The sequence below is a fragment of the Herbaspirillum sp. NPDC101397 genome (genome assembly GCF_044767325.1).
Taxonomy (GTDB): domain Bacteria; phylum Pseudomonadota; class Gammaproteobacteria; order Burkholderiales; family Burkholderiaceae_D; genus Herbaspirillum.
This window is the reverse complement of the sequence record NZ_JBIWNS010000001.1, coordinates 743,889-766,519: the sequence shown is the minus strand read 5'-3', so window position 1 is coordinate 766,519 and position 22,631 is coordinate 743,889. Positions and strand designations below refer to the sequence as shown.

The window sequence follows — 22,631 nt, the reverse complement described above, 5'->3', positions numbered from 1 at the left end:
TGCAAGCGAGGGAGCCGTCCGGCTTCCCCCTCTTGATGCTTTTAGTACTCTTCGGCGTTGATGTTGTTGTCTTTCGACTCTTTGACGAAGAGCAGACCGATGACGAAAGTCGCCAGCGCGATCACGATCGGATACCACAGACCGTAGTAGATGTCGCCCTTGTACGCCACCAGCGCGAAGGCCGTGGTAGGCAGCAGGCCGCCGAACCAGCCGTTACCGATGTGGTAAGGCATGGACATCGAGGTGTAGCGGATGCGGGTCGGGAACATTTCCACCAGTGCGGCAGCGACCGGACCGTAGACCATGGTCACGTAGAGCACCAGGATGAACAGCAGCAGCAGAACCATCGGCTTGTTCATCTGATCAGGATCGGCCTTGGTCGGGTAACCGGCGGCCTTGATGTCGTCAGCCAGTTCCTTGGAGAATGCCTTGTCCTTCGCTGCAGCATCTTCCTTGGACAGACCTGAGGCGTCATACGAAGTGAGGACCTTGTCGCCGATCTTGATGGTAGCGACGGAGCCCGGGGCGCCAACCACGTTTTCGTAGTTCACCGAAGCGGCGGACAGCTTGGCCTTGGCGATGTCGCAAGACGAAGTGAACTTCTTGGTGCCGGTCGGGTTGAACTGGAATTGGCAGGTTGCAGGATCGGCTGTGACGATCACAGGTGCTTTTTTCAGGGCTGCTTCCAGCGCTGGATTGGCATAGTGGGTCAGGCCCTGGAAGATCGGGAAGTAGGTCAGTGCAGCGATCAGGCAGCCGCCAAGGATGATGGGTTTGCGGCCGATCTTGTCGGACAGCGAACCGAACACCAGGAAGAACGGTGTTGCCAGCAGCAGCGCCAGCGCGATCAGGATGTTGGCCAGGGGACCGTCGACCTTCAGCGTTTGCGTCAGGAAGAACAGCGAGTAGAACTGACCTGCGTACCAGACCACGGCTTGGCCGGCTGTCATACCGATCAGCGCCAGGATGACCAGCTTCAGGTTCTTCCACTTGCCGAATGCTTCGGTCAGCGGAGCCTTCGACAGCTTGCCTTCGGATTTCATCTTCAGGAAGGCCGGCGACTCATTCATCGACAGGCGGATCCAGACGGAAATGCCCAGCAGGATGATCGAGACCAGGAACGGAATGCGCCATCCCCAATCGGCAAATGCAGCTTCGCCGACGGCGGTGCGCACGCCCAGGATCACCAGCAGCGACAGGAACAGACCCAGCGTCGCTGTGGTTTGAATCCATGCAGTGAACGAACCGCGTTTGCCTTCCGGCGCGTGCTCGGCGACATAAGTCGCTGCGCCGCCGTACTCGCCACCCAATGCCAGACCTTGCAGAATGCGCAGGATGATCAGGATGATCGGCGCAGCAATGCCGATGGAGTTGTAATTCGGCAGGATGCCGACGATGAAGGTCGACGCACCCATGATCAGGATGGTCACCAGGAAGGTGTATTTGCGTCCGACCAGATCACCCAGGCGGCCGAACACCAGCGCGCCGAACGGACGCACGATGAAGCCCGCGGCAAATGCCAGCAGCGCGAAAATGAAAGCGGTGTTGGGATCCGTGCCGGCGAAGAATTGCTTGGCGATGATCGCTGCCAGCGAGCCGTACAGATAGAAGTCGTACCATTCGAACACGGTGCCCAGCGAAGAGGCAAAAATAACTTTGCGCTCTTCGGGCGTAATGGTATGCGCAGTGGAAGCTGTCGCCATGCTTGTCTCCTAGATTTATTGATGTAATTGGATGTACAAACGGGCGACCGGGAAGACTCAAACTGCGCAGGCGCCATTTGTGCACGGGTGGAGTGTGCGACGCGAACCTTACGCAGGACTTGCTTGAAACTTACATAAGCTTACAGAGAATTTTCCGCATTGCAGCGTAGACGGCAATGGCGATCAGGCTGCTTGCTGTTGCAGGAAAACCGGTACTTTTGCGGCAGGCAGGCGGTTGATCGCCGCCAGCAGTGTAGGGTCGACCCGCGTGCATTTGTGATGACCGCGCAGGCGTTCGCTCAGGTGCAACAGCAATTCGGCGGAGACTTCGGCATCGGCTTCCGCTCTGTGGGCATGGCCGCTGAAGCGGATGCCGAGGCTGTCTGCCAGGCTCGACAAACGATAGCTGGACAAGCCCGGCAGCAGCCGGCGCGACAGGAGCAACGAACAGACCAGCTCGGAATAACCGGCCTGCAGATCGAGGCGTTCGGCTTCGGCAGCGAGGAATTTGGCGTCGAAACTGGCATTGTGCGCTGCAAGAGCGTCGCTGCCGATGAAGCGTAGCAATTCAGGCAATATGCGTTCCACCGACGGCGCCGAATCGACCATGTCTTGCGTGATGCCGGTCAGTACGGTGATTTCGTAAGGCACCTCGGCGCCGCAATTGATGAGCGACACGAAACGCTCGACCACGCGGCCGTCAACGATACGCAGCGCGGCGACTTCGGTGATGCGGGCGCCTTGCGCAGGACTCAGGCCGGTGGTTTCGAAGTCCAGCATGACGACAGGTTGATTGATCACGGCAACGGCAATTAAAAAGTAACGAAGGACGGATTTTAATACGGCGCGGGGTTTCTCTCTGAAATCACCTGAAGACAAGCCCGCATCCAAGCGATCAGAGCATCCCGGACGGCCTTCGCTTATCATTACGGCTTTGCTAATTTTGCCGGGAGACTCGCCATGCTGAAACACATCGTCATGTGGAAACTGAAAGACCAGGCCGAAGGCGGCGACAAGGCGACCAACGCGCGCAAGATGAAGGAGCTGCTGGACGGTTGCAAGAACCTTGTGCCGGGCATCCTGAAGTTCGAGGCTGCGCTGGCGCAACCGGGACTGGAGGCGACTTACGACGTGGTGCTGTATTCCGAGTTCGAATCGCAGGCGGCGCTCGACGCCTACCAGGACCATCCCGACCATATTGCCATCAAGCCTTTTATCGGCGCGATCCGCGAGGCGCGCCAATGCATGGACTATCTGGCCTGAACACGCGCTGACATGACTTATTCACTCTCTGAAGTTTTCACCAACGGTAATCCTTACCTGGAAAGCCTGGGTGTCGAAGTGCTGCAGTATGGCGACGGCAAAGCCACCATGGCGTTGCTGCTGCGTCCCGAATTCATGAACAGCTGGCTGGTCGCGCAGGGCGGCATTTCGATGACGCTGATGGATGTGGCGATGGGACTGGCGGCGCGCACCGCGATTCCAGACGCCAAATCTTCGGCCACGGTCGACATGAGCACCAGTTTCCTGCTGCCGGCGGGCAAGGCAGGGGAAACCATCGTCGCCAAGGGAGTCGCCTACCATCGCTCGACCACCATGTGCTTTTGCGAAGCCGAGCTGTGGAACGGCGACAAGCTGGTCGCCAAGGCGATGGGCACCTTCAAGGCGATCAAGCGCCTCGACATCGCCAAGAAGCTGACGGACGAGTCTTGAGCACCATCGATATCACCAGAACAACAGAGATTCCGAACATGAGCTACAACATCAAGATCGCCGCATGGGACGTGCTGCGCGAAGACGCCGCAGTAATTCGCAATGAAGTCTTCGTCGTTGAACAAAACGTGCCGGCCGAGCTGGAAATGGACGAGATGGATGCCGTATGTGTGCATGCCGTCGCCTACGATGCCGCCGGTGTGCCGGTGGCGACCGGCCGCCTGCTGCCGGACGGACATATCGGCCGCATGGCGGTGCGCAAGAGCGGCCGCGGTCAAGGCATCGGCGGCAGCGTGCTGCAGGCGCTGATGGCAGCGGCGCGTGCGCGCGGCGACCGCGAGGTGGTGCTGAATGCGCAAACGCATGCAGCCTCCTTCTACGGCAGCCATGGTTTCGCCCAGGAGGGCGCCGAATTCATGGAAGCCGGTATTCCGCACATCCACATGCGCGCTGCATTGGACTGATTCCGCCGCCAGGCGGAGCAAGGGTGAGGGCGGTTCTCGTCCTCATCCATATTCCTCGTTTTTTAGATCCCACATGGCTGTCGCCTCAAGTAACGGCATAAAGTTGTTCCCGGGGAAATAATTGTATTTTGTTGTGGTTTCCCACAATATCTAGAGGTATGCCGGTCGGGCATACTTGCGCCCGCAGCGACTCATGCCGTGTTACGCACCTTGCGATGTCGACTGCAGACAGTTTCCTAGATTTCATAATAAACGGAGAACCGCAATGGCCGCCAAAACGCCGCTTTACAGATCCCTCTACTTCCAGGTGTTGGTGGCAATTGCCATCGGCGTCTTGCTGGGCCACTTCTATCCGCAGACGGGCGAGGCGATGAAGCCGTTCGGCGACGGCTTCATCAAGCTGATCAAGATGATCATCGCACCGGTGATTTTCTGTACCGTCGTGCTCGGCATCGCCGGCATGGAAGACATGAAGAAGGTCGGCAAGACCGGCGGCCTGGCGCTGCTGTACTTTGAAGTGGTCAGCACCCTGGCGCTGATCGTCGGCCTGATCCTGGTCAACGTGCTGCAACCTGGCGCGGGCATGAACATCGATGCCAGCACGATCGACACCAAGAGCATCGCCGCCTACACCGCACCGGGCAAGATGACCAGCACCACCGACTTCGTGATGAACATCATCCCGACCAGCATGTTCGATGCGTTCGCCAAGGGCGATGTGTTGCAGGTGCTGCTGATTTCGGTGCTGTTCGGTTTCGCGCTGCATAAGTTCGGCGGCCGCGGCACGCTGGTGTTCGATTTCATCGAAAAAATCTCGCACGTCCTGTTCTCGGTCGTTGGCACCATCATGAAGGCGGCGCCGATCGGCGCGTTCGGTGCGATGGCGTTCACCATCGGCAAGTACGGTGTCGGCTCGCTGCTGTCGCTGGGCAAGCTGATGGGCACGTTCTACCTGACCTGCCTGTTCTTCATCTTCGTCATTCTCGGCATCATTACGCGACTGCACGGCTTCAGCGTGTGGAAGTTCGTCAAGTACATCAAGGAAGAACTGCTGATCGTGCTGGGCACCTCGTCGTCGGAATCGGTCTTGCCGCGCATGCTGGCCAAGATGGAAAACCTGGGCGCCAAGAAAACCGTGGTCGGCCTGGTAATTCCGACCGGTTATTCGTTCAACCTGGACGGCACCGCGATTTACCTGACCATGGCGGCGGTGTTCATCGCCCAGGCGACCAATACGCCGATGACGCTGACGCAGGAACTGACCTTGCTGGCGGTGCTGCTGCTGACTTCCAAGGGCGCGGCGGGTATTACTGGCAGCGGCTTCATCGTGCTGGCGGCGACGCTGTCGGCGGTCGGCCATGTGCCGGTCGCAGGCCTGGCGCTGATCCTCGGCATCGACCGCTTCATGTCGGAAGCACGCGCGTTGACCAACACCATCGGCAACGGCGTGGCGACCATCGTTGTGGCGAAGTGGAGCAACGAGCTTGATGAGAAGCGCCTGCATGCGCAGCTCAACAACGAGACGTCGGAAGAGGCCAATGAGCCGGAAGCGGTCCTGGATCGCACTGAAGCCAAGATCCATCATTGATGTTGTTGTCGCCCGCTGATGCGGGCGGTGCAAAAAAAGGCGGCGAGACTGGATGGTCTCGCCGCCTTTTTTATTGCCACCGGCCGCACAAAAGAAAAGACCCATAACGAATGGGGGCACGTTACGGGTCCGGGTCTCCTCGCAGCCTCTTGAGGACTGGATTTATTTATACCTATTGTGTTCCGTTTGACGTGATTAGTCATTCTGCAGTGCAGCATGGTTTTTAGGGGAGGAAGCGATGGAATGCGGGTTTGCGCGCAGCTGGACTAAAACGGCAAACAGAAAAAGCGAAAAAAAAGCCCGCGACCTGACGGTGCGGGCTTAAATCCAATTCTTTAAGGAGGAAATTGGAGGAGACGGGTGTAACTTTAATGCTCCGCACAAAAACCATCTACTTTATTTCTCAAATATCAGATATGCGTTTTGGTGATAATGCCTGCGTGTTTTTGCCTGATGCCGCCTCAGCTGGGACTTTCAGGACGCTCGATTTCCGGTTTCAGCCTGAGTTTGCACGGTGATTTTTTCTGTTGCGGCTCGGTTGCGGGCGGCGACTGGCAGGACGTGACCGGATCCGAGACGTGTTCACTCAGGACCGGTTCGCCGACGATGGGCACGCGCACGACCGTGGAGGCGCGGGTGCCGTATTCGGGCGAGCAGATGAAGATGGACGAGAGAATGCGTTCCCATTCCTGGCTCACGCCGGTGTTCGGCAGCCGGCAGTCATTGGCGCGCGTGCTGTCGCTGAGCAGTTCGAAAAAGGTTTCTTCCGGCGCGCCCTGACACAGCAGGCTGGCGAATTGCGCCTTGGCACGCGTGAGCTTGGGCCAGGGCGTGTCGAGCATGGCGTTGGACAGGCCGTAGACGCCATAGCCGAGCGGTTTGCCGTTGCGCGGGTCTTCGTCGCCCTTGTTGGAGTACCACAGCAGGGTTTCGCGATCGCCGACGACCAGGTTGAAACCGTTGTATTGGCCGGCATCGGCGCGGATATGCTCGATGTATTGTTCCGGAGTGAGCGCACCCGACAGGTAATCGGACACCAGTTTGCCGCGCGAGGGCGCATCCGGACGTTTCTCAGTCGGCGCGCGTACGTTGGTCAGTGCGGCAAAGCGGCCATGGCGCGTCACGCCAAGCCAGGTGCCGCCGGCTTGCAGGTCGCGGCCGGCGTAGATGTCGGGATGGTCTTCCCACCAGCCGGCGGCGCTGGCCGGGCGGTTGTAGAACTCGTCGCGATTGGCCGCCGCAATCAGCGGCATGCCGGGGATGACTTTCCACGCAAAAATGATCAGGCACATGGTGAAAAATCCAGGAAATATTCGATGTGACGCGGTCCGTCGATCAGCGCGGGCAGGCCGGAGCTTGTAATCGCCTCCTCAAGGATGGTTTCAAAACCTTCCGGGGTATCGAGGTAGACCTCCATCCAGGTATGCAAACCGTCCTTGTCCTGCGGCCGACGCTTCAGCTCGGTGGCGACCTGGTGCTGCTGTGACAGGCGCGCCTGCAACGCCGCCGCCTGCTGTTCAAGCTGCTCTGATTTGCCGACAGGCACGCGGTAATAAACATAAAGATCCATCAACGGGCTCCGCTAGTGTCGCTGATACCGCTTACTGCGGGTCCGCCAACTCGTACGGCAGCGTCTGCAACTGCAGCACGGGACCGTCGACGCTGCCCAGATGGATGCTGCCCGATTCAGCTGCAGCCAGCTTGATTTCCACCAGGCAGGCCGAATTGCCGGCGCCGGCCGGCTCGGCGTTGACCACCATGCCGCAAGGCTGGCCCGGATCTTCGCTGGAAAACACTTCAGCGCCGGCGGCAACTTGTCCGGCGGCGACCAGAGCGAGCACGCTGCGGCGTTTCAGCTTGCCGAGGTATTGGCTGCGCGCGACGATTTCCTGTCCCGGATAGCAACCTTTCTTGAAATTGACGCCGCCGATCAGCTCGAAATTGATCATCTGCGGCACGAACTGCTCCTGCGTTGGCTGCGTGATCGTCGGAACGCCCGCGTAGATGTCGCTCAGGCGCCAGGCTTGGGCACCGGCCGCCGTGAGTTTTTGGGTCAGCACCGGCCAGGCGGCGAGTGCCTGTTCTTCAGACGTGATCCACTGAAAACGCGGCGTACCGCGGCTGTCGGCTACGCGCAGCAGGGTGCCGTGTTCGTTGTCGGTTTTGCCATAAGCTTGCGCCGGCAATTGTGGAAACCATTGCAGCAGGGCGGTCGCGGCAGCATTACCCGCAAGACCCAGCGCCACACGCTGTTCGCTGATGTCAGCCAGCTTGGCCTTGGCCCGAAGCACGAACATCTGCAGGCGCTTCTGGATCGCCGGCTGCAGCGTACGCGGCAGTTGCAGCACGATCTGGTCTGCATCTTTCCACATCAGGAAGGTCGCCAGCAGGCGGCCCTTGGGCGTGCAGTAGCCGGCCAGGCGGACGCTGGCGAGGTCGAGTTTTTCGACGTCGTTGGTGATCTGGTTATGCAGGAAGGATGCGGCATCGTCGCCGGTCAGCGAGATCAGGCCGAGATCGGCGAGCGGGGCGACGAAATTGTCCGGCAGCGCGGTGTCGGCGTCCGCATGGAGATGCGAGCCTTGTTGTTCCAGGAAGGTAGTCCACGCGGAGCGTGCCGGAGTCGGATCGGTCATAAATTAGGTTACTGGGCTAACAGCGATTATCATTGATGCCTCGATTATAGTGGCGCTGGAAAAAGCGCGTCGGATTGCGCTGGATTTTGCTTTTACGATGAAAAAAATATTCAATACCCTCGTCCTGCTGTGTGTCCTGGCTGCCTGCGGAGCCGCCTATTGGCTTAGCCAGCCGATCATCGAAGAAGGCCAGAAACCGGTCGAATTCACCATTACCCCGGGCGCCGGCATCAACGGCGCCGCCCAGCAGATTGCCGATGCGGGCGCACCGGTCAACCCGGTGCTGTTCGCCTTGCTGGCGCGCGGCAGCGGCAAAGGCAACCGCATCAAGGCCGGCAGTTACGAGCTGAAACCTGGCGCCACGCCATTGCGACTGCTTGAGCAACTGGTGCGCGGCGAGTTCGCGCAAGAGTCGCTGACCATCATCGAGGGCTGGAATTTCCGCCAGATGCGCCAGGCCATCGCCGACCACAAGGGACTCAAGCACGACACTGCGGCGCTGTCCAATGCCGAATTGCTGGCCAGGCTGACCACTGAATTCGCCGTGCCGGAAGGCTTGTTCTTCCCCGACACCTACCTGTTCGCCAAAGGCGCCAGCGACATGCAGATCTATCGCCAGGCGTTCACGCTCATGAGCAAGCGCCTTAACGAGGCCTGGAGCAAGCGTGATCTCTCCTTGCCCTACAAGACGCCTTACGAGGCCCTGATCATGGCCTCCATCGTCGAGAAGGAAACCGGCCAGAAGTCGGAGCGCGGCATGGTCGCCGGCGTGTTCGTCAACCGCCTGAAGACCGGCATGCTGCTGCAGACCGACCCGACCGTGATCTACGGCATGGGCGAGCGCTACCAGGGCGTGATCCGCAAAAGCGATCTACTGACCGACACGCCGTACAATACCTACACCCGCAAAGGCATGCCGCCGACACCGATCGCGCTGCCGGGGGCGGCATCGCTGGCGGCTGCCATGAATCCGGACAAGACCGAAGCCCTGTACTTCGTGGCGCGCGGCGACGGCACCAGTCATTTTTCCAGCAACCTGAGCGAGCATAACCAGGCGGTCAACAAGTACCAGCGTTGATTTTTCGTTTCGACCGACCATCACGACCATCAAGAATTCCATGGCATCTGGCAAATTCATTACTTTCGAAGGCATCGACGGCGCCGGCAAGTCGACCCATATCGCTTTCGTTGCAGACCTGCTGCGCTCACGCGGCCTGACGGTGGTGACCACGCGCGAACCGGGCGGCACCGAACTGGGCGAGAGCCTGCGCGCGATGGTGCTGCATCAGAAGATGCACCTGGAAACCGAGGCGCTGCTGATGTTCGCGGGTCGTCGTGAACATCTGGCACAGGTTATCGAACCGGCGCTGGCGCGCGGCGACTGGGTGATTTCCGATCGTTTCACCGACGCCACTTTCGCCTACCAGGGTGGCGGCCGCCACCTGTCGCTCGACAAGCTCAATGCGCTTGAGCAATGGGTGCATCCGCATCTGCAGCCGGACTTGACGCTGTTGTTCGACGTGCCGCTGGAAGTGGCGCGCGCACGCCTCGACGCCGAACGCACGCTGGACAAGTTCGAGCAGGAGAAGGCCGATTTCTTCGCCGCCACCCGCGCAGAATACCTGCGCCGCGCGGCGCAATTTCCGCAGCGTTTCCGCGTCATCGACTCGACCCGCTCCATTGCCGATATCCAGCAGGAAATCGCGCAGCTGCTGGACGCGGTCTGATACTCACACCCATGACTGAACACGCATGAGCAATACCGTTTTCCCCTGGCTTGAAGACAGCTGGCTGCAACTGCAGCAGCTGCGCGCGCGCCTGCCGCACGCGATCCTGTTCTACGGACCCGAAGGCATAGGCAAGACCGATTTCGTCGAATCGTTTGCCCAATCGCTGCTGTGCGAAGACGTGCAGCCCGATGGCCACGCCTGCGGCGCCTGCGCCTCGTGCGGCTGGTTCTCGCAATACAACCATCCCGACTACCGTCGTGTGCGTCCGGAAGTCCTCGACGGCGAAGACGGCGGCGATGAGGGCGACGGCGAAGAAAAGAAAACCGCCAAGGCCAGCAAGACGCCGTCAAAGGAAATCAAGATCGACCAGATCCGCGCGCTGGCCGACTTCATGAACGTCTCCACGCATCGCTCCGGCATGCGCGTGGTGGTGCTGTATCCGGCGGAAGCGCTGAACACGCCCGCCGCCAACTCGCTGCTGAAAACCCTGGAAGAGCCGCCGCCGAACACCATGTTCCTGCTGGTGTCGAACCGGCTCGATCGCTTGCTGCCGACCATCCTGTCGCGTTGCCGTAAATTCGCACTGGCCTTGCCGTCGCACGACGCCGGTCTGGCCTGGCTCAAGCAGCAGAATGTGAAAGACGCCGATGTCTGGCTGTCGGAGCAGGGTGGGGCCCCGCTGGCGGCATTGAACGCTTCACAGGGCGACGGTCGCGAGGTCATGGATGAATTCCTGCGCTCGTTGTGCCATCCCGGCATTGATGTCGCGCTGAAGACCGCCGAACGCCTGCAAAAAACGCCGGTGGCCGAGCTGGTCGGCTGGCAGCAGCGCTGGCTGTACGATCTGTTCGCGCTGAAGTCGGGCGGACCGATTCGCTACTATCCGCGCTACAGCAAGGAGCTCGGCGCATTGAGCGGGCGCATCGACGCCGTCACCATCGCCACCGCGTTCAAGGCCGCCAACGACCGCCGCGCGATTGCAGATCATCCTTTGTCGGCGCGACTGTTTATCGAAGAAATGCTGATCGAGTATTCTTCGCTATTTACCTGAACCGGGCGGAGGCGCTCCGCGCGGACGCTTCCGCCATCTCCACCACACCAGTTACCATCAGTTGAAATCTGTCATGAGCACTGCATACACCCATCGCCTGGCGCGTCCGCAAGACCTGGACGCCATCGTCGCCATCTACAACAGCACCGTTGCGTCGCGCCAGGTTACCGCCGACACCGAACCAGTTTCGGTCGCCTCGCGCCAGGCATGGTTCGACGAGCACACCGCCGACAAACGCCCGCTGTGGGTTGCCGAGCGCGACGGCGAGATCATCGGCTGGCTGTCGTATTCCAATTTCTACGGCCGTCCGGCCTATGCCGGCACCGCCGAACTGTCTGTCTACCTGCACGAAAAGGCGCGCGGCCAGGGGCTTGGCCGTTACTTCCTCGAGCAGGCGATTGCCTTTGCGCCGTCAATCAAGGTGCATACGCTGCTGGGTTTCGTGTTCGGCCATAACGAGCCGAGCCTGAAGCTGTTCGAGGCATTCGCCTTCGAGCGCTGGGCCAACATGCCGCGCGTGGCGACGCTCGATGGTGTGGAGCGGGATTTGGTGATTCTTGGGAAGCGGGTGGCTTGATTCATCTGCGTTGAGATCGCCGGAAGTTGTTTTGGTCCGGGAATGAAAAAGGGAAGCCGAGGCTTCCCTTTTTGTTTGACGCCGATTGTTGCAATCAAAAGTCCAGCGCAGCCGACAACGTGAAGGTGCGCGGGCTGCCCAGCACCAGATAGTTGCTGCTGCTGCCACCGGTCGAGGCCCAGTAGTTCTTGTTGAGCACGTTGTCCACGCGGCCGCGGATCGTCACGACCTTGGATCCGATCGCCGTGGTGTAACGCACACCGGCGTCGTAGCGTGTCCAGGAAGGCAGTTCCTGCGTATTGGTGACGTTGGCGTATTGCGAGCTGGTGTACACCGCGCGCGCATTCAGGCTCAGACCTTGCAGGCCGGGTATATCCCAGTCCGCGCCGATATTGGCCTGGGTTTTCGGTACGCCGATGACGTATTTGCCGTTGGTCAGGCCGCCGTTGGTTTTTTCCTGCTTTGCATCGAGCAAGGTGACGCCGCCGAGCAGGCGCAAGCCGCGCATCGGTGTGCCGAATATCGAAACTTCGGCGCCGCGATTGCGTTGTTCGCCGTTCAGGCCGTAGACGTTGTTGCTGTCGATGTAGGCGTTCGGTTGTGAAATCGTGAACAGCGCCACGCTCATGCCGACCTTGCCGGCGTCGTATTTCGCACCGATTTCCTTTTGTTTGGTCTTGTAGGGAGCGAAGATCTGGCCGATGTTCACCGCCGGCGAAGCCGCAGTCGAACCTTGCTGCAGGCCCTGGACGTAATTGCCGTAGAGCGACAGGTTGTTCGTCAGCTTGAACAGCAGGGCATACAGCGGCGTGACGGCACTCTGATTGTAGTAAGCGTTCTGGATGCTGGTGTAGTAGGCATAGCCGGTCGCCTTGACGCTCTGGTTACGCACACCAAGCGTGAGTTGCAGGCGGTCGTCCAGGATCGACATCGTATCCGCGATGGCGACGCTGGTCAGCTCGGTCATCTTGGTGGTGCGTGGATTGGACAGGTCGCCACCGGTGGTCACGGGCGTCAGCAAGGTAGGCAGCGGATAAACGATCGGCGAATAGATGTTGGTCGGCACCGCGGGAACCGAGGGAGTCGTGCTGATCGAGGTGCCGTAGGCGTTCTTGGACTCCTGTTTGAACAGCGAGGCGGTCGCGCTCAGTTCGTGCTTCACGGGCCCGGTGCTGAGTTTGGTGCGGATGCCGATTTCACCGGTGTGGACGAAGTCTTCGCGTGCATTGTCGAAGCGATAGACAGTAGCGGCGCCCGTGGCGCTGTTGGTCAGCGTCGGATTGGCCAGGCTGTTGTTCTCGGTGCCGAAGCGTACGCCGTAAGCTGCCCACGCCGTGGTGTTGTCGGTCAGGTCGAGTTCACCGCGCAAGGTGCCGAACAGGTCGCGTTCGTTCGAATACGACCACGGTTGCGTGAAGTTCGAAGAAGCGTCGGGGGCGCGGGGAATCGCCAGCGTGCCGGGCGATACGCTCGGACGCGGCTGACTCAGCTTCTGTTCCTGGTAACCAAAGTCGCCCGACACGCGGAAGGTGTTGCCGCGATAGTCGACGCCAATGGAGAGGAGTCCCAGTTCGCGGTTTTCGTTGTCGACGCCGGTGCCGCCTTCGCGACGCGCTGCATTGACGCGGATGCCGAAGCGGTCATCCGGGCCGAAGCGGCGGCCGATGTCGGCGGCAGTATAGATCTGGCCACCGGTTTCCCAACCGACGGTGGCTTGCGAAATCGGCTCGCTGGTGGCGCGTTTAGGCAGCAGGTTGATGGTGCCGCCGAGGCCTGAACTGCCTGGCGTCATGCCGTTTAGGAAGGCGCTGGCGCCGCGCAGGACTTCCACGCGCTCAAGCAATTCTGTCGCCACGTATTGACGCGGCAGCAGGCCATACAATCCGTTGTAGGCAAGGTCATCGGAATTGAGCGGGAAGCCGCGAATGACGTACAGCTCCTGGAAATTGCCGAAGCCGCGCGCGATACGCACCGACGGATCGTTTTGCAGCACGTCGGCGACACTGCGCGCCTGCTGGTCCTTGATCAGTTCCTGAGTATAGCTGGTGGTATTGAACGGGGTATCGAGGAAATCCTTGTTGCCAAGGAAGCCTACGCGGCCGCCGCGCGCCACCTGGCCGCCTGCATAGGCTTCCGGCAGTCCGCTTGCCGATGCGTCGGCGGAGGCGTTGACGGTAATCGACGGCAGCGCCTGGTCCGGCTTGGCGGCGTCAGTCTGCGCCGGCGCGGTTTGTGCGCCGGCCGGCAGCGAGTAAGTCAGGGGAGCGATGAAAGCGAGCGCCAATGCGGCGGCGACAGGGGTGCGACGGTAGTGCATGGAGTCCTTTGGATGACGGGTCGGTTTTATTGCCCGAGCTACTGAGCGGTATCGACTTGGATAAATATGCAGGCTGGCAACAATGGAATGGATAATTATAGTTAAGAATCATTATTGTTTACATTCTCATTTTAATTTTAGATCCGACTGTTGTAATTTTTCATCCCATTGATCGATATTGGTGCGTAAGCCCCTGCTTTCTGTTTGCTTCTCGGAAATCATTTTTCTATTTTCCGGACGCCGTTTTATTCATTTTCGATCGTATTTTTTAAGATGCTGGCCTGCACTGTGCGGCATGGAGCGGACGCAGAGCGGCATATAATCCCTGCATGCCGATACTTTCCCTTTCCCGCCCCTTGTCGCAGCATCAACTGCTGCTGCGCCTGTTCTGGATGCGCTGCGTGACGACGCTGGCGCAGGCTTTGCTCGTGGCCAGTGCGATCTACGGCATGGAGCTGAGCCTGCCGCTGACGCCGCTGTGTACCGTGCTCGGGCTGATGCTGGTGTTCAACGGCCTGACATGGTTGCGCATGCGCCTGCCGCAGCCGGTGCGCGAGCCGGAATTGTTCTTCCAGCTCTGCATCGACGTCAGCGCCTTGTCGGCCTTACTGTATTTCACGGGTGGCGCGACCAATCCCTTCGTGTCCTTTTACCTCCCGGCCCTGGCCGTGGCCGCGGCAGTCCTGCCGTCGCCATATGCGTTCGGCCTGGCGTTGTATTCCCTCGCGTGCTATTCGGCGCTGACGTATCTGTATCAGCCGCTGCACATCCATGATCACGACCAGGCCACGGCATATCACCTGGCCGGGATGTGGGTGAACTTCGTGATGTCAGCGGCGTTGATCACGTGGTTCGTGACACGCATGTCGGCCACGGTGAGGTCGCGCGACGCCCAACTGGCGCAGGCGCGCGAGCAACAGTTGCAGGATGAACGCATCGTTGCGCTCGGCACGCAGGCCGCCAGCGCCGCGCATGAAATGAGCACGCCGCTGGCGACCGTCGCGGTGATCGCGGGCGAGCTGCGCATTGAGGCCGGACGGAACAATGCGCTGACCATATACCGCGACGATCTGGCCGTGGTGGAAGAGCAGATCGCAGTCTGCAAGACGGCGCTCGATCGTATGGGCATGGATGTGCAGGTGCGGCAAGCCGATACGGCTGCGCCGGTCAGCCTGAGCGACTGGCTGCGACATTTCGTCGATAGCTGGCGCCTGCGCCATCCGGCAGTGTCGATTCGCCTGACCTTGCCGCAAGGCGTACCGGATCTGCTTGATACGGCGCCGGCGCAGGACCGGCAACTGATCGGACAGGTTGTGCAGACCCTGCTTGACAATGCCGCCCAGGCGGTCTCTGAAAACGGCAAAGTCGACGTAGTGCTGAGTCTGCAAAAAGACGCCGTTGCAAGTTCGACGATGAATTCAGCTATCATTCGCGTCGCCGACGATGGTCCCGGCATCGCGCCGGAATTGCTGAAACGTCTCGGTTACGAGCCTGTACGCAGCAGCACCGGCGGCAAGGGGATCGGCCTGATGCTGGCCTTTGCCACAGCGCGCCAAATGGGCGGGAAGCTGACGCTTGCCGCCGCGACCGGAACGGCAGGGCGGGGCGCCTGCGCGACGCTGGCCTTGCCGCTGATCTCTCCCAACCGTCTCCTCCTCAACCAGAAGAAAACATGAGCGCAGCCTTCCTGATCCTCGACGACAATGACGTGTTCGCCTCCACGCTGGCGCGTTCACTGTCGCGCCGGGGATTCTCTGCGACTGTCGCGCACAGCGGCGAAGATGCGCTGAAGGCCGCCGCTGAAACCGATTTCGCCTACGCTACCATTGACCTGCAATTGCAGCAGGATTCGGGTTTGCAGTGGATCGCGCCGCTGCGCGAAAAACTTCCGCACGCGCGGCTGCTGGTGTTGACCGGTTATGCCAGCATCGCCACCACGGTGCAGGCAATCAAGGCCGGCGCCGACAACTATCTGGCCAAGCCGGCCAACCTCGATTCCATCCTGTCTGCGCTGGAGCACAGCGCCAACGATGCTTCCACCGACCTCGACAACACCGACACCGCCGCACCGCTGTCGGTAGAACGCCTCGAGTGGGAGCACATCCAGCGCGTGCTGGTGGAAAATCAGGGCAATATTTCTTCCACGGCGCGCGCGCTGAACATGCATCGCCGCACCTTGCAGCGCAAGCTGGCGAAACGCCCCGTCGCCAAGTAAGTTCGGTGCGTGCGATAGCGCGCAAGCTGCCGCTATCGCACGCTGCGACAATCTGTCGCATTCCCAAGCCGCACCTGAGCCTCTAGCATGGCCCCCTTTATTCCATGGGGGGGAAACCATAGTGAAGAAGTTTTTCCGGCAGGTGCTGTCATTGCCGCGGCGACGCGCGATCGCCGTTGCGGTGCTCGGTTTGTGCAGCGGCGCGAGCTTCGCGGCAAGCGACGTGCTCGAGACGATCGAAGTGCGCGACACGCGCGACGAACCCAACGAAAAACTTCAGCTCGACCGGCACGCTTCCACCGCCAGCCGTCTCGGCCTGAGCGTGCGCGATACCCCCGGCAGCATCAGCATCATCGACCGCGCCGCCATCGAGGCGCGCGGCGCGAGCGACACGCAGCAGATCCTGCGCGGCATTCCCGGGGTGACTGCTTCGGCGCCGCCGGGGCAGGCCGGGTTCGTCTCCTATCGCGGCTTTTCTGCATCGCAGATCACGCAACTGTTCAACGGCATCACCGTGCAATACGACTCGATCTCGGCGCGGCCGATCGACAGCTGGATCTACGATCGCGTCGAAGCGGTGGGCGGCGCCTCCGGCTTCGTGCATGGCGCGGGCGCAGTTGGCGGAGCAATCAACTACATTACCAAACAGGCCAATCGCGACGGCGACCTGGCCCAGCTGTACGGCAGCTACGGCTCGAACAATTCATCCGTCGTGGCGGCAGGGCTCAATCGCAAACTCAGCGCCGGAGACGGACAGGGCGTCACCAACTATTTGCGCATCGACCTGAGCCGCAGCGGCAGCGACGGCTATGTCGACGGCGAGAGGCGCCGCGCCTTGACCGGCGCCTTGTCGCTGCTGACCGACATTACGCCCCAGCTCTCGCACACGCTCGCCTACGAATACCAGCAAGAGCATGTCGATCGTCCTTACTGGGGCACGCCGCTGCTGAACCCGACCACCGGAACCGGTCGCATCGACCCGGCTACGCGCTTCAAGAACTACAACGCCAATGACGGCGTGTATGAGCAAACCGTGGAGTGGTTCCGCTCGATCGTGGATTACCGCCTGTCCGACAAGACGTCGTTCAAAAATACTTTTTATCACTACGACGCGCTGCGCGATTACCGCAACGTCGAGGTCTATCGCTACAACGCAAGCAACACGCAGGTGGTGCGCTCATCGGCCTTCCTGCAGCGTCACGATCAGGAACTGACTGGCAATCGATTTGAATGGCAGCATCGCGGCCAGCTCGGCTCGCTGGAATCGGAATGGGCCGGCGGCGTTGACTACAGCGTCAACCGCATGACGCGTTTCCCGCGCACGGTGGCCGGACCGATCAGCAGCGTCAATCCGCTCAATTTCAGCACGGAGACTTTCTTTTCGATTCCCGGCATGAGCTCCGACTTTGTGCCGGACCGCAGCAATCGTGTCACCACGATTGCAGCCTTCCTCGAAAACCGCACGCGGCTGCTGCCGTCGCTGGCGCTGGTGACCGGCTTGCGTCATGACCGCATTGAGCTCGAGGTGGACAACCAGCGCACCGTCAGCGTCACCGATCCGGCCTATTTCAAGAACACCTATCTCCCTACCACCGCACGCGCCGGGCTGGTGTGGGATATCACGCCGAGCGCCAACCTGTTCGTGCAATACAGCACCGCCGCCGATCCGCCGGCCGGCGTGCTGACCACCGCCAACTTCAGCCAGGTCAGGAATTTCGATCTGACTACGGGCGATCAGGTCGAGGCCGGCAGCAAGTTCGACTTCTGGGATGGCCGCGGCAACGCGACGATTTCCGCGTATGCCATCACGCGCAAGAACCTGGCCGTCACCGACTCGACCAATCCCAACCTCACGGTGCCGGTCGGTCAGCAGTCCTCACGTGGCATCGAGCTGGCGTTCGGCGTACGTCCGGTGAAGAGTCTGCGCATCCAGGGCAATCTGTCGCTGGTGCGCGCACAGTACGATAATTTCACTGAAAGCGTCGGCGGCGTCGCGGTCTCTCGCGCCGGCAATCGTCCGACCAATACACCGGCGCGGGTCGCCAATCTGTGGCTGGATTACGCCTTCCTGCCCGACTGGAACGCCGGCTTCGATGCACGCGCGGTGTCGTCGGTGTACGGCAATACCGCCAATACGGTGAGCGCGCCGGGGTATGCGATCTTTGGCGCCAGCCTCAGCCGCAAGCTGAACAAGGCGACCATCACCGCCCGTGTCAAGAACCTGACCGACAAGGTCTACGCCGACAACATCACCAGCACGCCGATGTTTTATCTTGGCGCGCCGCGTACGTTTGAAGTCGCCGTGCTGGCGAATTTCTGAGCATGCAGCGCGCCAAACGCTGGCTGTTCCTGATCCATCGCTGGCTCGGGATCGTCGCCTGCCTGTTCATGCTGCTGTGGTTCGTCAGCGGCGTGGTGATGATGTATATCGGCTATCCCAAGCTGACGCAGTCGGAGCGACTGGCGCGTTTGCCGGATCTCGACGCCGCTCGCTGTTGCATCTCGGTCGTCGAGGCGGCACGCGCATTGCCTGCCGACGCGCGGCCGTCGTCCATCGTGCTGACCAGTGCGGCGGGAGGACCGCAATATCAGTTCGGCGTCGGCAAAAAAGTCATCGCAGTTGACGCGCTCAGCGGCGCGGCCGTCACCGATATCGGCGCCAAGGATGCTGTGGCGGCGGCCCACGTTTTCATGCCCGACGCTACGCCGCGCTACGTGGATCGCGTGGATGAGGACACCTGGACGCACACCCGTGGACTCGACCTGCACCGGCCGCTGCATCGCGTACAGATGGACGATCCCGAGCAGACCTTGCTCTACGTCTCCAGCACCACCGGCGAGGTCGTGCGCAAGGCGACGCACACCGAACGCGTGTGGAATTACGCCGGCGCCTGGCTGCATTGGCTATACGCGTTTCGCGGTGGTCCGCTCGACGGCGCATGGAGCCACATCGTCATCTACCTGTCGCTGGCGGGCGTGCTGGTCGCCGTCAGCGGCAGCGTGATCGGCATCTGGCGCTGGCGTTTTCGAGGGCGTTTCCGTTCCGGCGCGAAGACGCCGTACCGTGAACCGGTGATGCGCTGGCATCATCTGATCGGACTGGCGTTCGCCGGCATCACGCTGACATGGGTGTTCAGCGGCTTGATGTCGATGAATCCATGGGGACTGTTCAAAGGCGGCGGTGTGGAACTGAACCGGCGCGCTTATGCCGGCGCCGTGCTTGATCCGGCAAGCTGGCCGCTCGGCAGCAGCGATGCACTGAGGTTGTTGCCGCCGTCGTGGCAAGCGCGTGAATTGCGCTGGCACATGCTGGACGGCAAGCCTTACCTGATCGCGGTCAACGGCGCTGGTCGCACGCGCATGATCGACGCGTCGGAACACCAAGTCGACGATGCTGTTCCACAAGAACAAGTCATGCGCGCGGCGGCGAAGCTGATCGATGCGCCGCTGGCCGGCAGCGAACTGCTGCAACGCGAAGACGCGTATTACTACAGCCGCGAAGCGCACACCATGATGGGCGGCATGCGCCATCCCTTGCCGGTGTTGCGCCTGCGCTATGCCGATGCGGCGCAGACTTGGGTGCACATCGATCCTGCCACCGGCGTGGTGCTCGGCAAACTGGATGGCACGCAACGCGTCAAGCGCTGGCTGTTCGCCTTCCTGCACAGCTGGGATTTGCCGGTGTTGCTGTCGAGCCGGCCGTTGTGGGACATTGCGCTGATTCTCCTGAGCCTGGGCGGACTGGCGCTGAGCCTGACCGGCGTGGTGATCGGGGTGCGCCGCCTGCGGCATTGACGTTCGTGCGAGCGGTTCCTGGAAAGGCCGGCAGCGGGGCGATGGCGTAAAATAGCGCCCATCATGTATATCGACTCCCATTGCCATATCAATTTCCCCGAACTCGTCGCGCGCCTGCCGGATATCCTCGGCAAGATGGACGAGAACCGCGTCAGCCATGCCTTGTGCGTCTCGGTGAATCTTCCCGAGTTTCCGCAGGTGCTGGCGCTGGCGGAGCAATATCCGCATATCTACGCCTCGGTCGGCGTGCACCCCGACTATGAAGACACGCCGGAGCCGAGCGTCGAGCAACTGGTCGAACTGGCGGACAATCCGCGTATCGTCGCCATCGGCGAAACCGGGCTCGACTATTTCCGCCTGCAGGGTGATCTCGAATGGCAGCGCGAACGTTTCCGTACGCACATCCGCGCCTCGCGCATCACCGGCAAGCCGCTGATCATCCACACGCGTTCGGCCTCGGAAGACACCATCCGCATCATGCGCGAAGAGGGCGCCAATCCGGAAGCCGGCGGCGCCGCCGGCGTCATGCATTGCTTCACCGAGTCGCAGGAAGTGGCGGATGCGGCGATTGAACTTGGCTTCTATATTTCCTTCTCCGGTATCGTCACGTTCAAGAGCGCCAAGGCCTTGCAGGAAGTGGCGCGCACGATTCCGCTGGAACGCATGCTGATCGAAACCGATTCGCCTTACCTGGCGCCGGTGCCGCATCGCGGCAAAACCAACGAGCCGGGCCTGGTGCGGCACGTGGCGGAGTTCATCGCCGATTTGCGCGGCATCCCGGTGGAAGAGGTGGCGCGCCACACGACCGAGAATTTCTTCACGCTGTTCAAGATGGCCAAATGAGGGTAGCCCGCATGCCGAATCGCCGTTTCTTTTCCATTCATGCCGCAGTGTTGGCGCTGAGCGCGTTGTCCCTGCTCGCCCCAGCACATGCCGGCACCTACGAAGACTATTTCATCGCAGTCAAGATGGATGCGCCGCGGGAGCTGCAAGACCTGATCAAGCGCGGTCTCGGACCGAACATGGTCGAACCGCAGCGCGGCTATTCGGCGCTCATGCTGGCTATCCGCGAAGATTCGATGAAGGCCTTCAATGTCTTGTTCAATACGCCTGGCATCGATCTTGAAGCGAAGGCCAAGAACGGCGACACGGCATTGATGGTTGCTGCGTTCTACGGCAAGACCGATGTCGTCAAGCTGCTGCTGGACAAGGAAGTCGAAGTAAATCGTCCCGGCTGGACCGCACTGCATTACGCCGCCATCAACGGCCGGCCCGAGACCATCAAGCTGCTGCTGGATGCCTCGGCTTATATCGACGCCGAATCGCCCGACGACAAGATGACGCCGCTGATGCTGGCGGCCGTACGCGGCCGTACGATGGCGGTGCGTTTGCTGAAGGAAGAGGGCGCCGACGTGACGCTGAAGAACGCCGACGGCATGACCGCGCTGGACCTGGCGCGTCGTTTCGACCAGAAGGAAACCGTTGAAGAACTGACCGGCAAGCACACGCCGTGGTCGCAGCAAAAGCCGGAGTAAATTCCCTTCACTTCAATCGTTCTGCAAAATAAAAAATCCCGGCGATGCTTGCGCAAGCCGGGATTTTTATTTGCTGCCTTGAATGAGATATCAGCGGCGGATCAGGATTTGCGGACCGACGTCCTTGATGTCCTTGGTGCCGGTCAGGGCCATGCTGACGTCGAGTTCCTTGTGCAGGATTTGCAGCATCTTCGTCACGCCTTCGCCACCCATGGCGCCCAGACTATACAGGAAGGCGCGGCCGATCATGGTGCCCTTGGCGCCCAGCGCGGTGGCCTTGAGGATGTCCTGACCGCTGCGGATGCCGCCGTCGAACCAGACTTCGATCTGGTCGCCGACTGCTTCGGCAATCGCCGGCAGCGCTTCGATGGACGACATCGCGCCATCCAGCTGGCGACCGCCGTGGTTGCTGACGACCAGCGCATCGGCGCCGGTTTGTGCCGCCAGCTTGGCGTCTTCGACGTCGAGGATACCCTTGAGGATCAGCTTGCCGCCCCATTGTTCCTTGATCCAGGCGACGTCGTCCCAGTTCAGGGTCGGATCGAACTGGCTGGCGGTCCATTGGCTCAGGGTCTGGATGCCGCTACCGCCGCCGGTGATGTGTCCGGCCAGGTTGCCGAAGGTCTTGCGGCCGGTCAGCGCGCGCAGCGCCCAGCCCGGCTTGCTGGCCAGGTCCATCAGCGTGTCGAGCGTCAGTTTCGGCGGCACCGACATGCCGTTCTTTAGGTCCTTGTGGCGCTGGCCGAGGATCTGCAGGTCGAGCGTGAGCACCAGTGCCGAGCACTTGGCCGCCTTGGCGCGATCGATCATCGACTTGACGAAGCCGCGGTCGCGCATCACGTACAGCTGGAACCAGAATGGTTTGGTCGTCACGCTGGCGACGTCTTCGATCGAACAGATGCTCATGGTGGACAGCGTGAAGGGGATGCCGAATTTTTCCGCCGCAATCGCGCCCAGCATTTCGCCGTTGGCCCATTGCATGCCGGTCAGGCCGGTCGGGGCGATCGCCACCGGCATGGCGACGTCGTGGCCGATCATGGTGGTGCGGGTGGAGCGCTGGTCAACGTTGATCGCCACGCGCTGGCGCAGCTTCAATGCAGCCAGGTCGTCGGTGTTGGCGCGATAGGTGCTCTCAGTGTACGAGCCGCTGTCCGCGTAGTCGTAAAAAGCCTTGGGAACCCGTTTCTTTGCGAGCACGCGCAAGTCTTCAACACAGGTGATCACGGGCATGTTTCTTCTCCAAAATAGGTTAAATCTATGAAATTTGACCGTATCGTAGATCAAACCGGCGCGTCATGGGGTGAATC

21 protein-coding genes are annotated in these 22,631 nt (G+C 60.9%); 14 read left to right on the top strand and 7 right to left on the bottom strand.

Features of this window, described 5'->3' with window-relative positions; translation table 11 throughout:
* Nucleotides 1-41: 41 nt before the first annotated feature.
* Both ACIROW_RS03370 and ACIROW_RS03365 read right to left on the bottom strand, forming a co-directional pair.
* On the bottom strand, nucleotides 42-1,703 hold the full coding sequence (locus ACIROW_RS03370) for an MFS transporter (protein WP_402271869.1): 1,662 nt from the start codon (nucleotides 1,701-1,703) through the stop codon (nucleotides 42-44).
* A gap of 183 nt (nucleotides 1,704-1,886) precedes the next feature.
* Nucleotides 1,887-2,504: a PolC-type DNA polymerase III gene (locus ACIROW_RS03365; protein ID WP_402271866.1), complete on the bottom strand. Its 618-nt coding sequence runs from the start codon at nucleotides 2,502-2,504 to the stop codon at nucleotides 1,887-1,889.
* A gap of 159 nt (nucleotides 2,505-2,663) precedes the next feature.
* Between ACIROW_RS03365 and ACIROW_RS03360 the strand changes: the two genes are divergently transcribed.
* From ACIROW_RS03360 to ACIROW_RS03345, 4 genes are all read left to right on the top strand, one after another.
* Nucleotides 2,664-2,966, top strand: a complete 303-nt coding sequence (locus ACIROW_RS03360; protein WP_116432569.1) for a Dabb family protein — start codon at nucleotides 2,664-2,666, stop codon at nucleotides 2,964-2,966.
* A gap of 12 nt (nucleotides 2,967-2,978) precedes the next feature.
* Complete coding sequence (locus ACIROW_RS03355) at nucleotides 2,979-3,416, top strand: PaaI family thioesterase (RefSeq protein WP_116432570.1); 438 nt, start codon at nucleotides 2,979-2,981, stop codon at nucleotides 3,414-3,416.
* A gap of 38 nt (nucleotides 3,417-3,454) precedes the next feature.
* Nucleotides 3,455-3,880 (top strand): GNAT family N-acetyltransferase, encoded by a 426-nt coding sequence (locus tag ACIROW_RS03350; protein WP_402272470.1) that lies wholly within the window; start codon nucleotides 3,455-3,457, stop codon nucleotides 3,878-3,880.
* A 265-nt stretch (nucleotides 3,881-4,145) separates the two neighbouring features.
* Complete coding sequence (locus ACIROW_RS03345; protein WP_116432572.1) at nucleotides 4,146-5,468, top strand: dicarboxylate/amino acid:cation symporter; 1,323 nt, start codon at nucleotides 4,146-4,148, stop codon at nucleotides 5,466-5,468.
* Between the two features lie 461 nt (nucleotides 5,469-5,929).
* Here ACIROW_RS03345 and ACIROW_RS03340 read toward each other — a convergent pair whose 3' ends face one another.
* Genes ACIROW_RS03340 through ACIROW_RS03330 form a run of 3 tightly spaced genes read right to left on the bottom strand, consistent with a single transcriptional unit; the run spans nucleotide 5,930 to nucleotide 8,104 of the window.
* A complete protein-coding gene (locus ACIROW_RS03340) occupies nucleotides 5,930-6,760 on the bottom strand; it encodes an NRDE family protein (RefSeq protein WP_402271862.1) in 831 nt (276 codons plus the stop codon).
* A complete protein-coding gene (locus tag ACIROW_RS03335) occupies nucleotides 6,751-7,038 on the bottom strand; it encodes a DUF4936 family protein (RefSeq protein WP_402272467.1) in 288 nt (95 codons plus the stop codon). Before ACIROW_RS03335 ends, ACIROW_RS03340 begins: the two co-directional genes overlap by 10 nt.
* 31 nt (nucleotides 7,039-7,069) lie before the next feature.
* Entirely contained in the window at nucleotides 7,070-8,104 is a 1,035-nt protein-coding gene (locus ACIROW_RS03330; RefSeq protein ID WP_402271860.1) for a YgfZ/GcvT domain-containing protein, read from the bottom strand.
* Nucleotides 8,105-8,201: 97 nt separating this feature from the next.
* Here ACIROW_RS03330 and mltG point away from each other — a divergent pair, with 97 nt between their 5' ends.
* The 4 genes from mltG (at nucleotide 8,202) to ACIROW_RS03310 (ending at nucleotide 11,462) form a co-directional block, all read left to right on the top strand.
* Nucleotides 8,202-9,182, top strand: coding sequence for an endolytic transglycosylase MltG (gene mltG / locus ACIROW_RS03325; protein WP_402271858.1), 981 nt, complete (start codon nucleotides 8,202-8,204; stop codon nucleotides 9,180-9,182).
* A 40-nt stretch (nucleotides 9,183-9,222) separates the two neighbouring features.
* Complete coding sequence (tmk, locus tag ACIROW_RS03320) at nucleotides 9,223-9,831, top strand: dTMP kinase (protein ID WP_402271855.1); 609 nt, start codon at nucleotides 9,223-9,225, stop codon at nucleotides 9,829-9,831.
* Nucleotides 9,832-9,856: 25 nt separating this feature from the next.
* Nucleotides 9,857-10,885 carry a DNA polymerase III subunit delta' gene (locus tag ACIROW_RS03315; RefSeq protein WP_402271853.1) on the top strand — a complete coding sequence of 343 codons (1,029 nt, stop codon included), beginning with the start codon at nucleotides 9,857-9,859 and terminating at the stop codon, nucleotides 10,883-10,885.
* 73 nt (nucleotides 10,886-10,958) lie between these two features.
* On the top strand, nucleotides 10,959-11,462 hold the full coding sequence (locus ACIROW_RS03310) for a GNAT family N-acetyltransferase (RefSeq protein WP_116432579.1): 504 nt from the start codon (nucleotides 10,959-10,961) through the stop codon (nucleotides 11,460-11,462).
* A 94-nt stretch (nucleotides 11,463-11,556) separates the two neighbouring features.
* Here ACIROW_RS03310 and ACIROW_RS03305 read toward each other — a convergent pair whose 3' ends face one another.
* On the bottom strand, nucleotides 11,557-13,779 hold the full coding sequence (locus ACIROW_RS03305; protein WP_402271851.1) for a TonB-dependent receptor: 2,223 nt from the start codon (nucleotides 13,777-13,779) through the stop codon (nucleotides 11,557-11,559).
* Between the two features lie 329 nt (nucleotides 13,780-14,108).
* Here ACIROW_RS03305 and ACIROW_RS03300 point away from each other — a divergent pair, with 329 nt between their 5' ends.
* The 6 genes from ACIROW_RS03300 (at nucleotide 14,109) to ACIROW_RS03275 (ending at nucleotide 21,324) form a co-directional block, all read left to right on the top strand.
* Nucleotides 14,109-15,455: an ATP-binding protein gene (locus ACIROW_RS03300; protein ID WP_402271849.1), complete on the top strand. Its 1,347-nt coding sequence runs from the start codon at nucleotides 14,109-14,111 to the stop codon at nucleotides 15,453-15,455.
* Complete coding sequence (locus tag ACIROW_RS03295; protein WP_402271846.1) at nucleotides 15,452-15,994, top strand: response regulator transcription factor; 543 nt, start codon at nucleotides 15,452-15,454, stop codon at nucleotides 15,992-15,994. Before ACIROW_RS03300 ends, ACIROW_RS03295 begins: the two co-directional genes overlap by 4 nt.
* 121 nt (nucleotides 15,995-16,115) lie before the next feature.
* Nucleotides 16,116-18,314: a TonB-dependent receptor gene (locus ACIROW_RS03290; protein WP_402271844.1), complete on the top strand. Its 2,199-nt coding sequence runs from the start codon at nucleotides 16,116-16,118 to the stop codon at nucleotides 18,312-18,314.
* A 2-nt stretch (nucleotides 18,315-18,316) separates the two neighbouring features.
* A complete protein-coding gene (locus ACIROW_RS03285) occupies nucleotides 18,317-19,789 on the top strand; it encodes a PepSY domain-containing protein (protein WP_402271842.1) in 1,473 nt (490 codons plus the stop codon).
* A gap of 63 nt (nucleotides 19,790-19,852) precedes the next feature.
* The gene (locus ACIROW_RS03280) at nucleotides 19,853-20,632 is read left to right on the top strand and encodes a TatD family hydrolase (RefSeq protein ID WP_402271840.1); all 780 of its coding nucleotides are present in this window, start codon (nucleotides 19,853-19,855) and stop codon (nucleotides 20,630-20,632) included.
* 11 nt (nucleotides 20,633-20,643) lie between these two features.
* Nucleotides 20,644-21,324, top strand: a complete 681-nt coding sequence (locus ACIROW_RS03275; protein ID WP_402271838.1) for an ankyrin repeat domain-containing protein — start codon at nucleotides 20,644-20,646, stop codon at nucleotides 21,322-21,324.
* 90 nt (nucleotides 21,325-21,414) lie between these two features.
* Here the strand turns inward: ACIROW_RS03275 and ACIROW_RS03270 are convergent, their stop codons facing one another.
* On the bottom strand, nucleotides 21,415-22,554 hold the full coding sequence (locus ACIROW_RS03270; RefSeq protein WP_116432586.1) for an alpha-hydroxy acid oxidase: 1,140 nt from the start codon (nucleotides 22,552-22,554) through the stop codon (nucleotides 21,415-21,417).
* Between the last annotated feature and the right edge of the window lie 77 nt (nucleotides 22,555-22,631).

Coding starts and splice junctions, on each gene's coding strand:
- ACIROW_RS03280 (WP_402271840.1), top strand. CDS start 19,853: ATGTATATCGACTCCCATTGCCATATCAATTTCCCCGAACTCGTCGCG.
- ACIROW_RS03285 (WP_402271842.1), top strand. CDS start 18,317: ATGCAGCGCGCCAAACGCTGGCTGTTCCTGATCCATCGCTGGCTCGGG.
- ACIROW_RS03345 (WP_116432572.1), top strand. CDS start 4,146: ATGGCCGCCAAAACGCCGCTTTACAGATCCCTCTACTTCCAGGTGTTG.
- ACIROW_RS03335 (WP_402272467.1), bottom strand. CDS start 7,038: ATGGATCTTTATGTTTATTACCGCGTGCCTGTCGGCAAATCAGAGCAG.
- ACIROW_RS03300 (WP_402271849.1), top strand. CDS start 14,109: ATGCCGATACTTTCCCTTTCCCGCCCCTTGTCGCAGCATCAACTGCTG.
- ACIROW_RS03275 (WP_402271838.1), top strand. CDS start 20,644: ATGCCGAATCGCCGTTTCTTTTCCATTCATGCCGCAGTGTTGGCGCTG.
- ACIROW_RS03355 (WP_116432570.1), top strand. CDS start 2,979: ATGACTTATTCACTCTCTGAAGTTTTCACCAACGGTAATCCTTACCTG.
- ACIROW_RS03305 (WP_402271851.1), bottom strand. CDS start 13,779: ATGCACTACCGTCGCACCCCTGTCGCCGCCGCATTGGCGCTCGCTTTC.
- ACIROW_RS03315 (WP_402271853.1), top strand. CDS start 9,857: ATGAGCAATACCGTTTTCCCCTGGCTTGAAGACAGCTGGCTGCAACTG.
- ACIROW_RS03370 (WP_402271869.1), bottom strand. CDS start 1,703: ATGGCGACAGCTTCCACTGCGCATACCATTACGCCCGAAGAGCGCAAA.
- ACIROW_RS03340 (WP_402271862.1), bottom strand. CDS start 6,760: ATGTGCCTGATCATTTTTGCGTGGAAAGTCATCCCCGGCATGCCGCTG.
- ACIROW_RS03350 (WP_402272470.1), top strand. CDS start 3,455: ATGAGCTACAACATCAAGATCGCCGCATGGGACGTGCTGCGCGAAGAC.
- ACIROW_RS03330 (WP_402271860.1), bottom strand. CDS start 8,104: ATGACCGATCCGACTCCGGCACGCTCCGCGTGGACTACCTTCCTGGAA.
- ACIROW_RS03270 (WP_116432586.1), bottom strand. CDS start 22,554: ATGCCCGTGATCACCTGTGTTGAAGACTTGCGCGTGCTCGCAAAGAAA.
- ACIROW_RS03360 (WP_116432569.1), top strand. CDS start 2,664: ATGCTGAAACACATCGTCATGTGGAAACTGAAAGACCAGGCCGAAGGC.
- tmk (WP_402271855.1), top strand. CDS start 9,223: ATGGCATCTGGCAAATTCATTACTTTCGAAGGCATCGACGGCGCCGGC.
- ACIROW_RS03310 (WP_116432579.1), top strand. CDS start 10,959: ATGAGCACTGCATACACCCATCGCCTGGCGCGTCCGCAAGACCTGGAC.
- mltG (WP_402271858.1), top strand. CDS start 8,202: ATGAAAAAAATATTCAATACCCTCGTCCTGCTGTGTGTCCTGGCTGCC.
- ACIROW_RS03295 (WP_402271846.1), top strand. CDS start 15,452: ATGAGCGCAGCCTTCCTGATCCTCGACGACAATGACGTGTTCGCCTCC.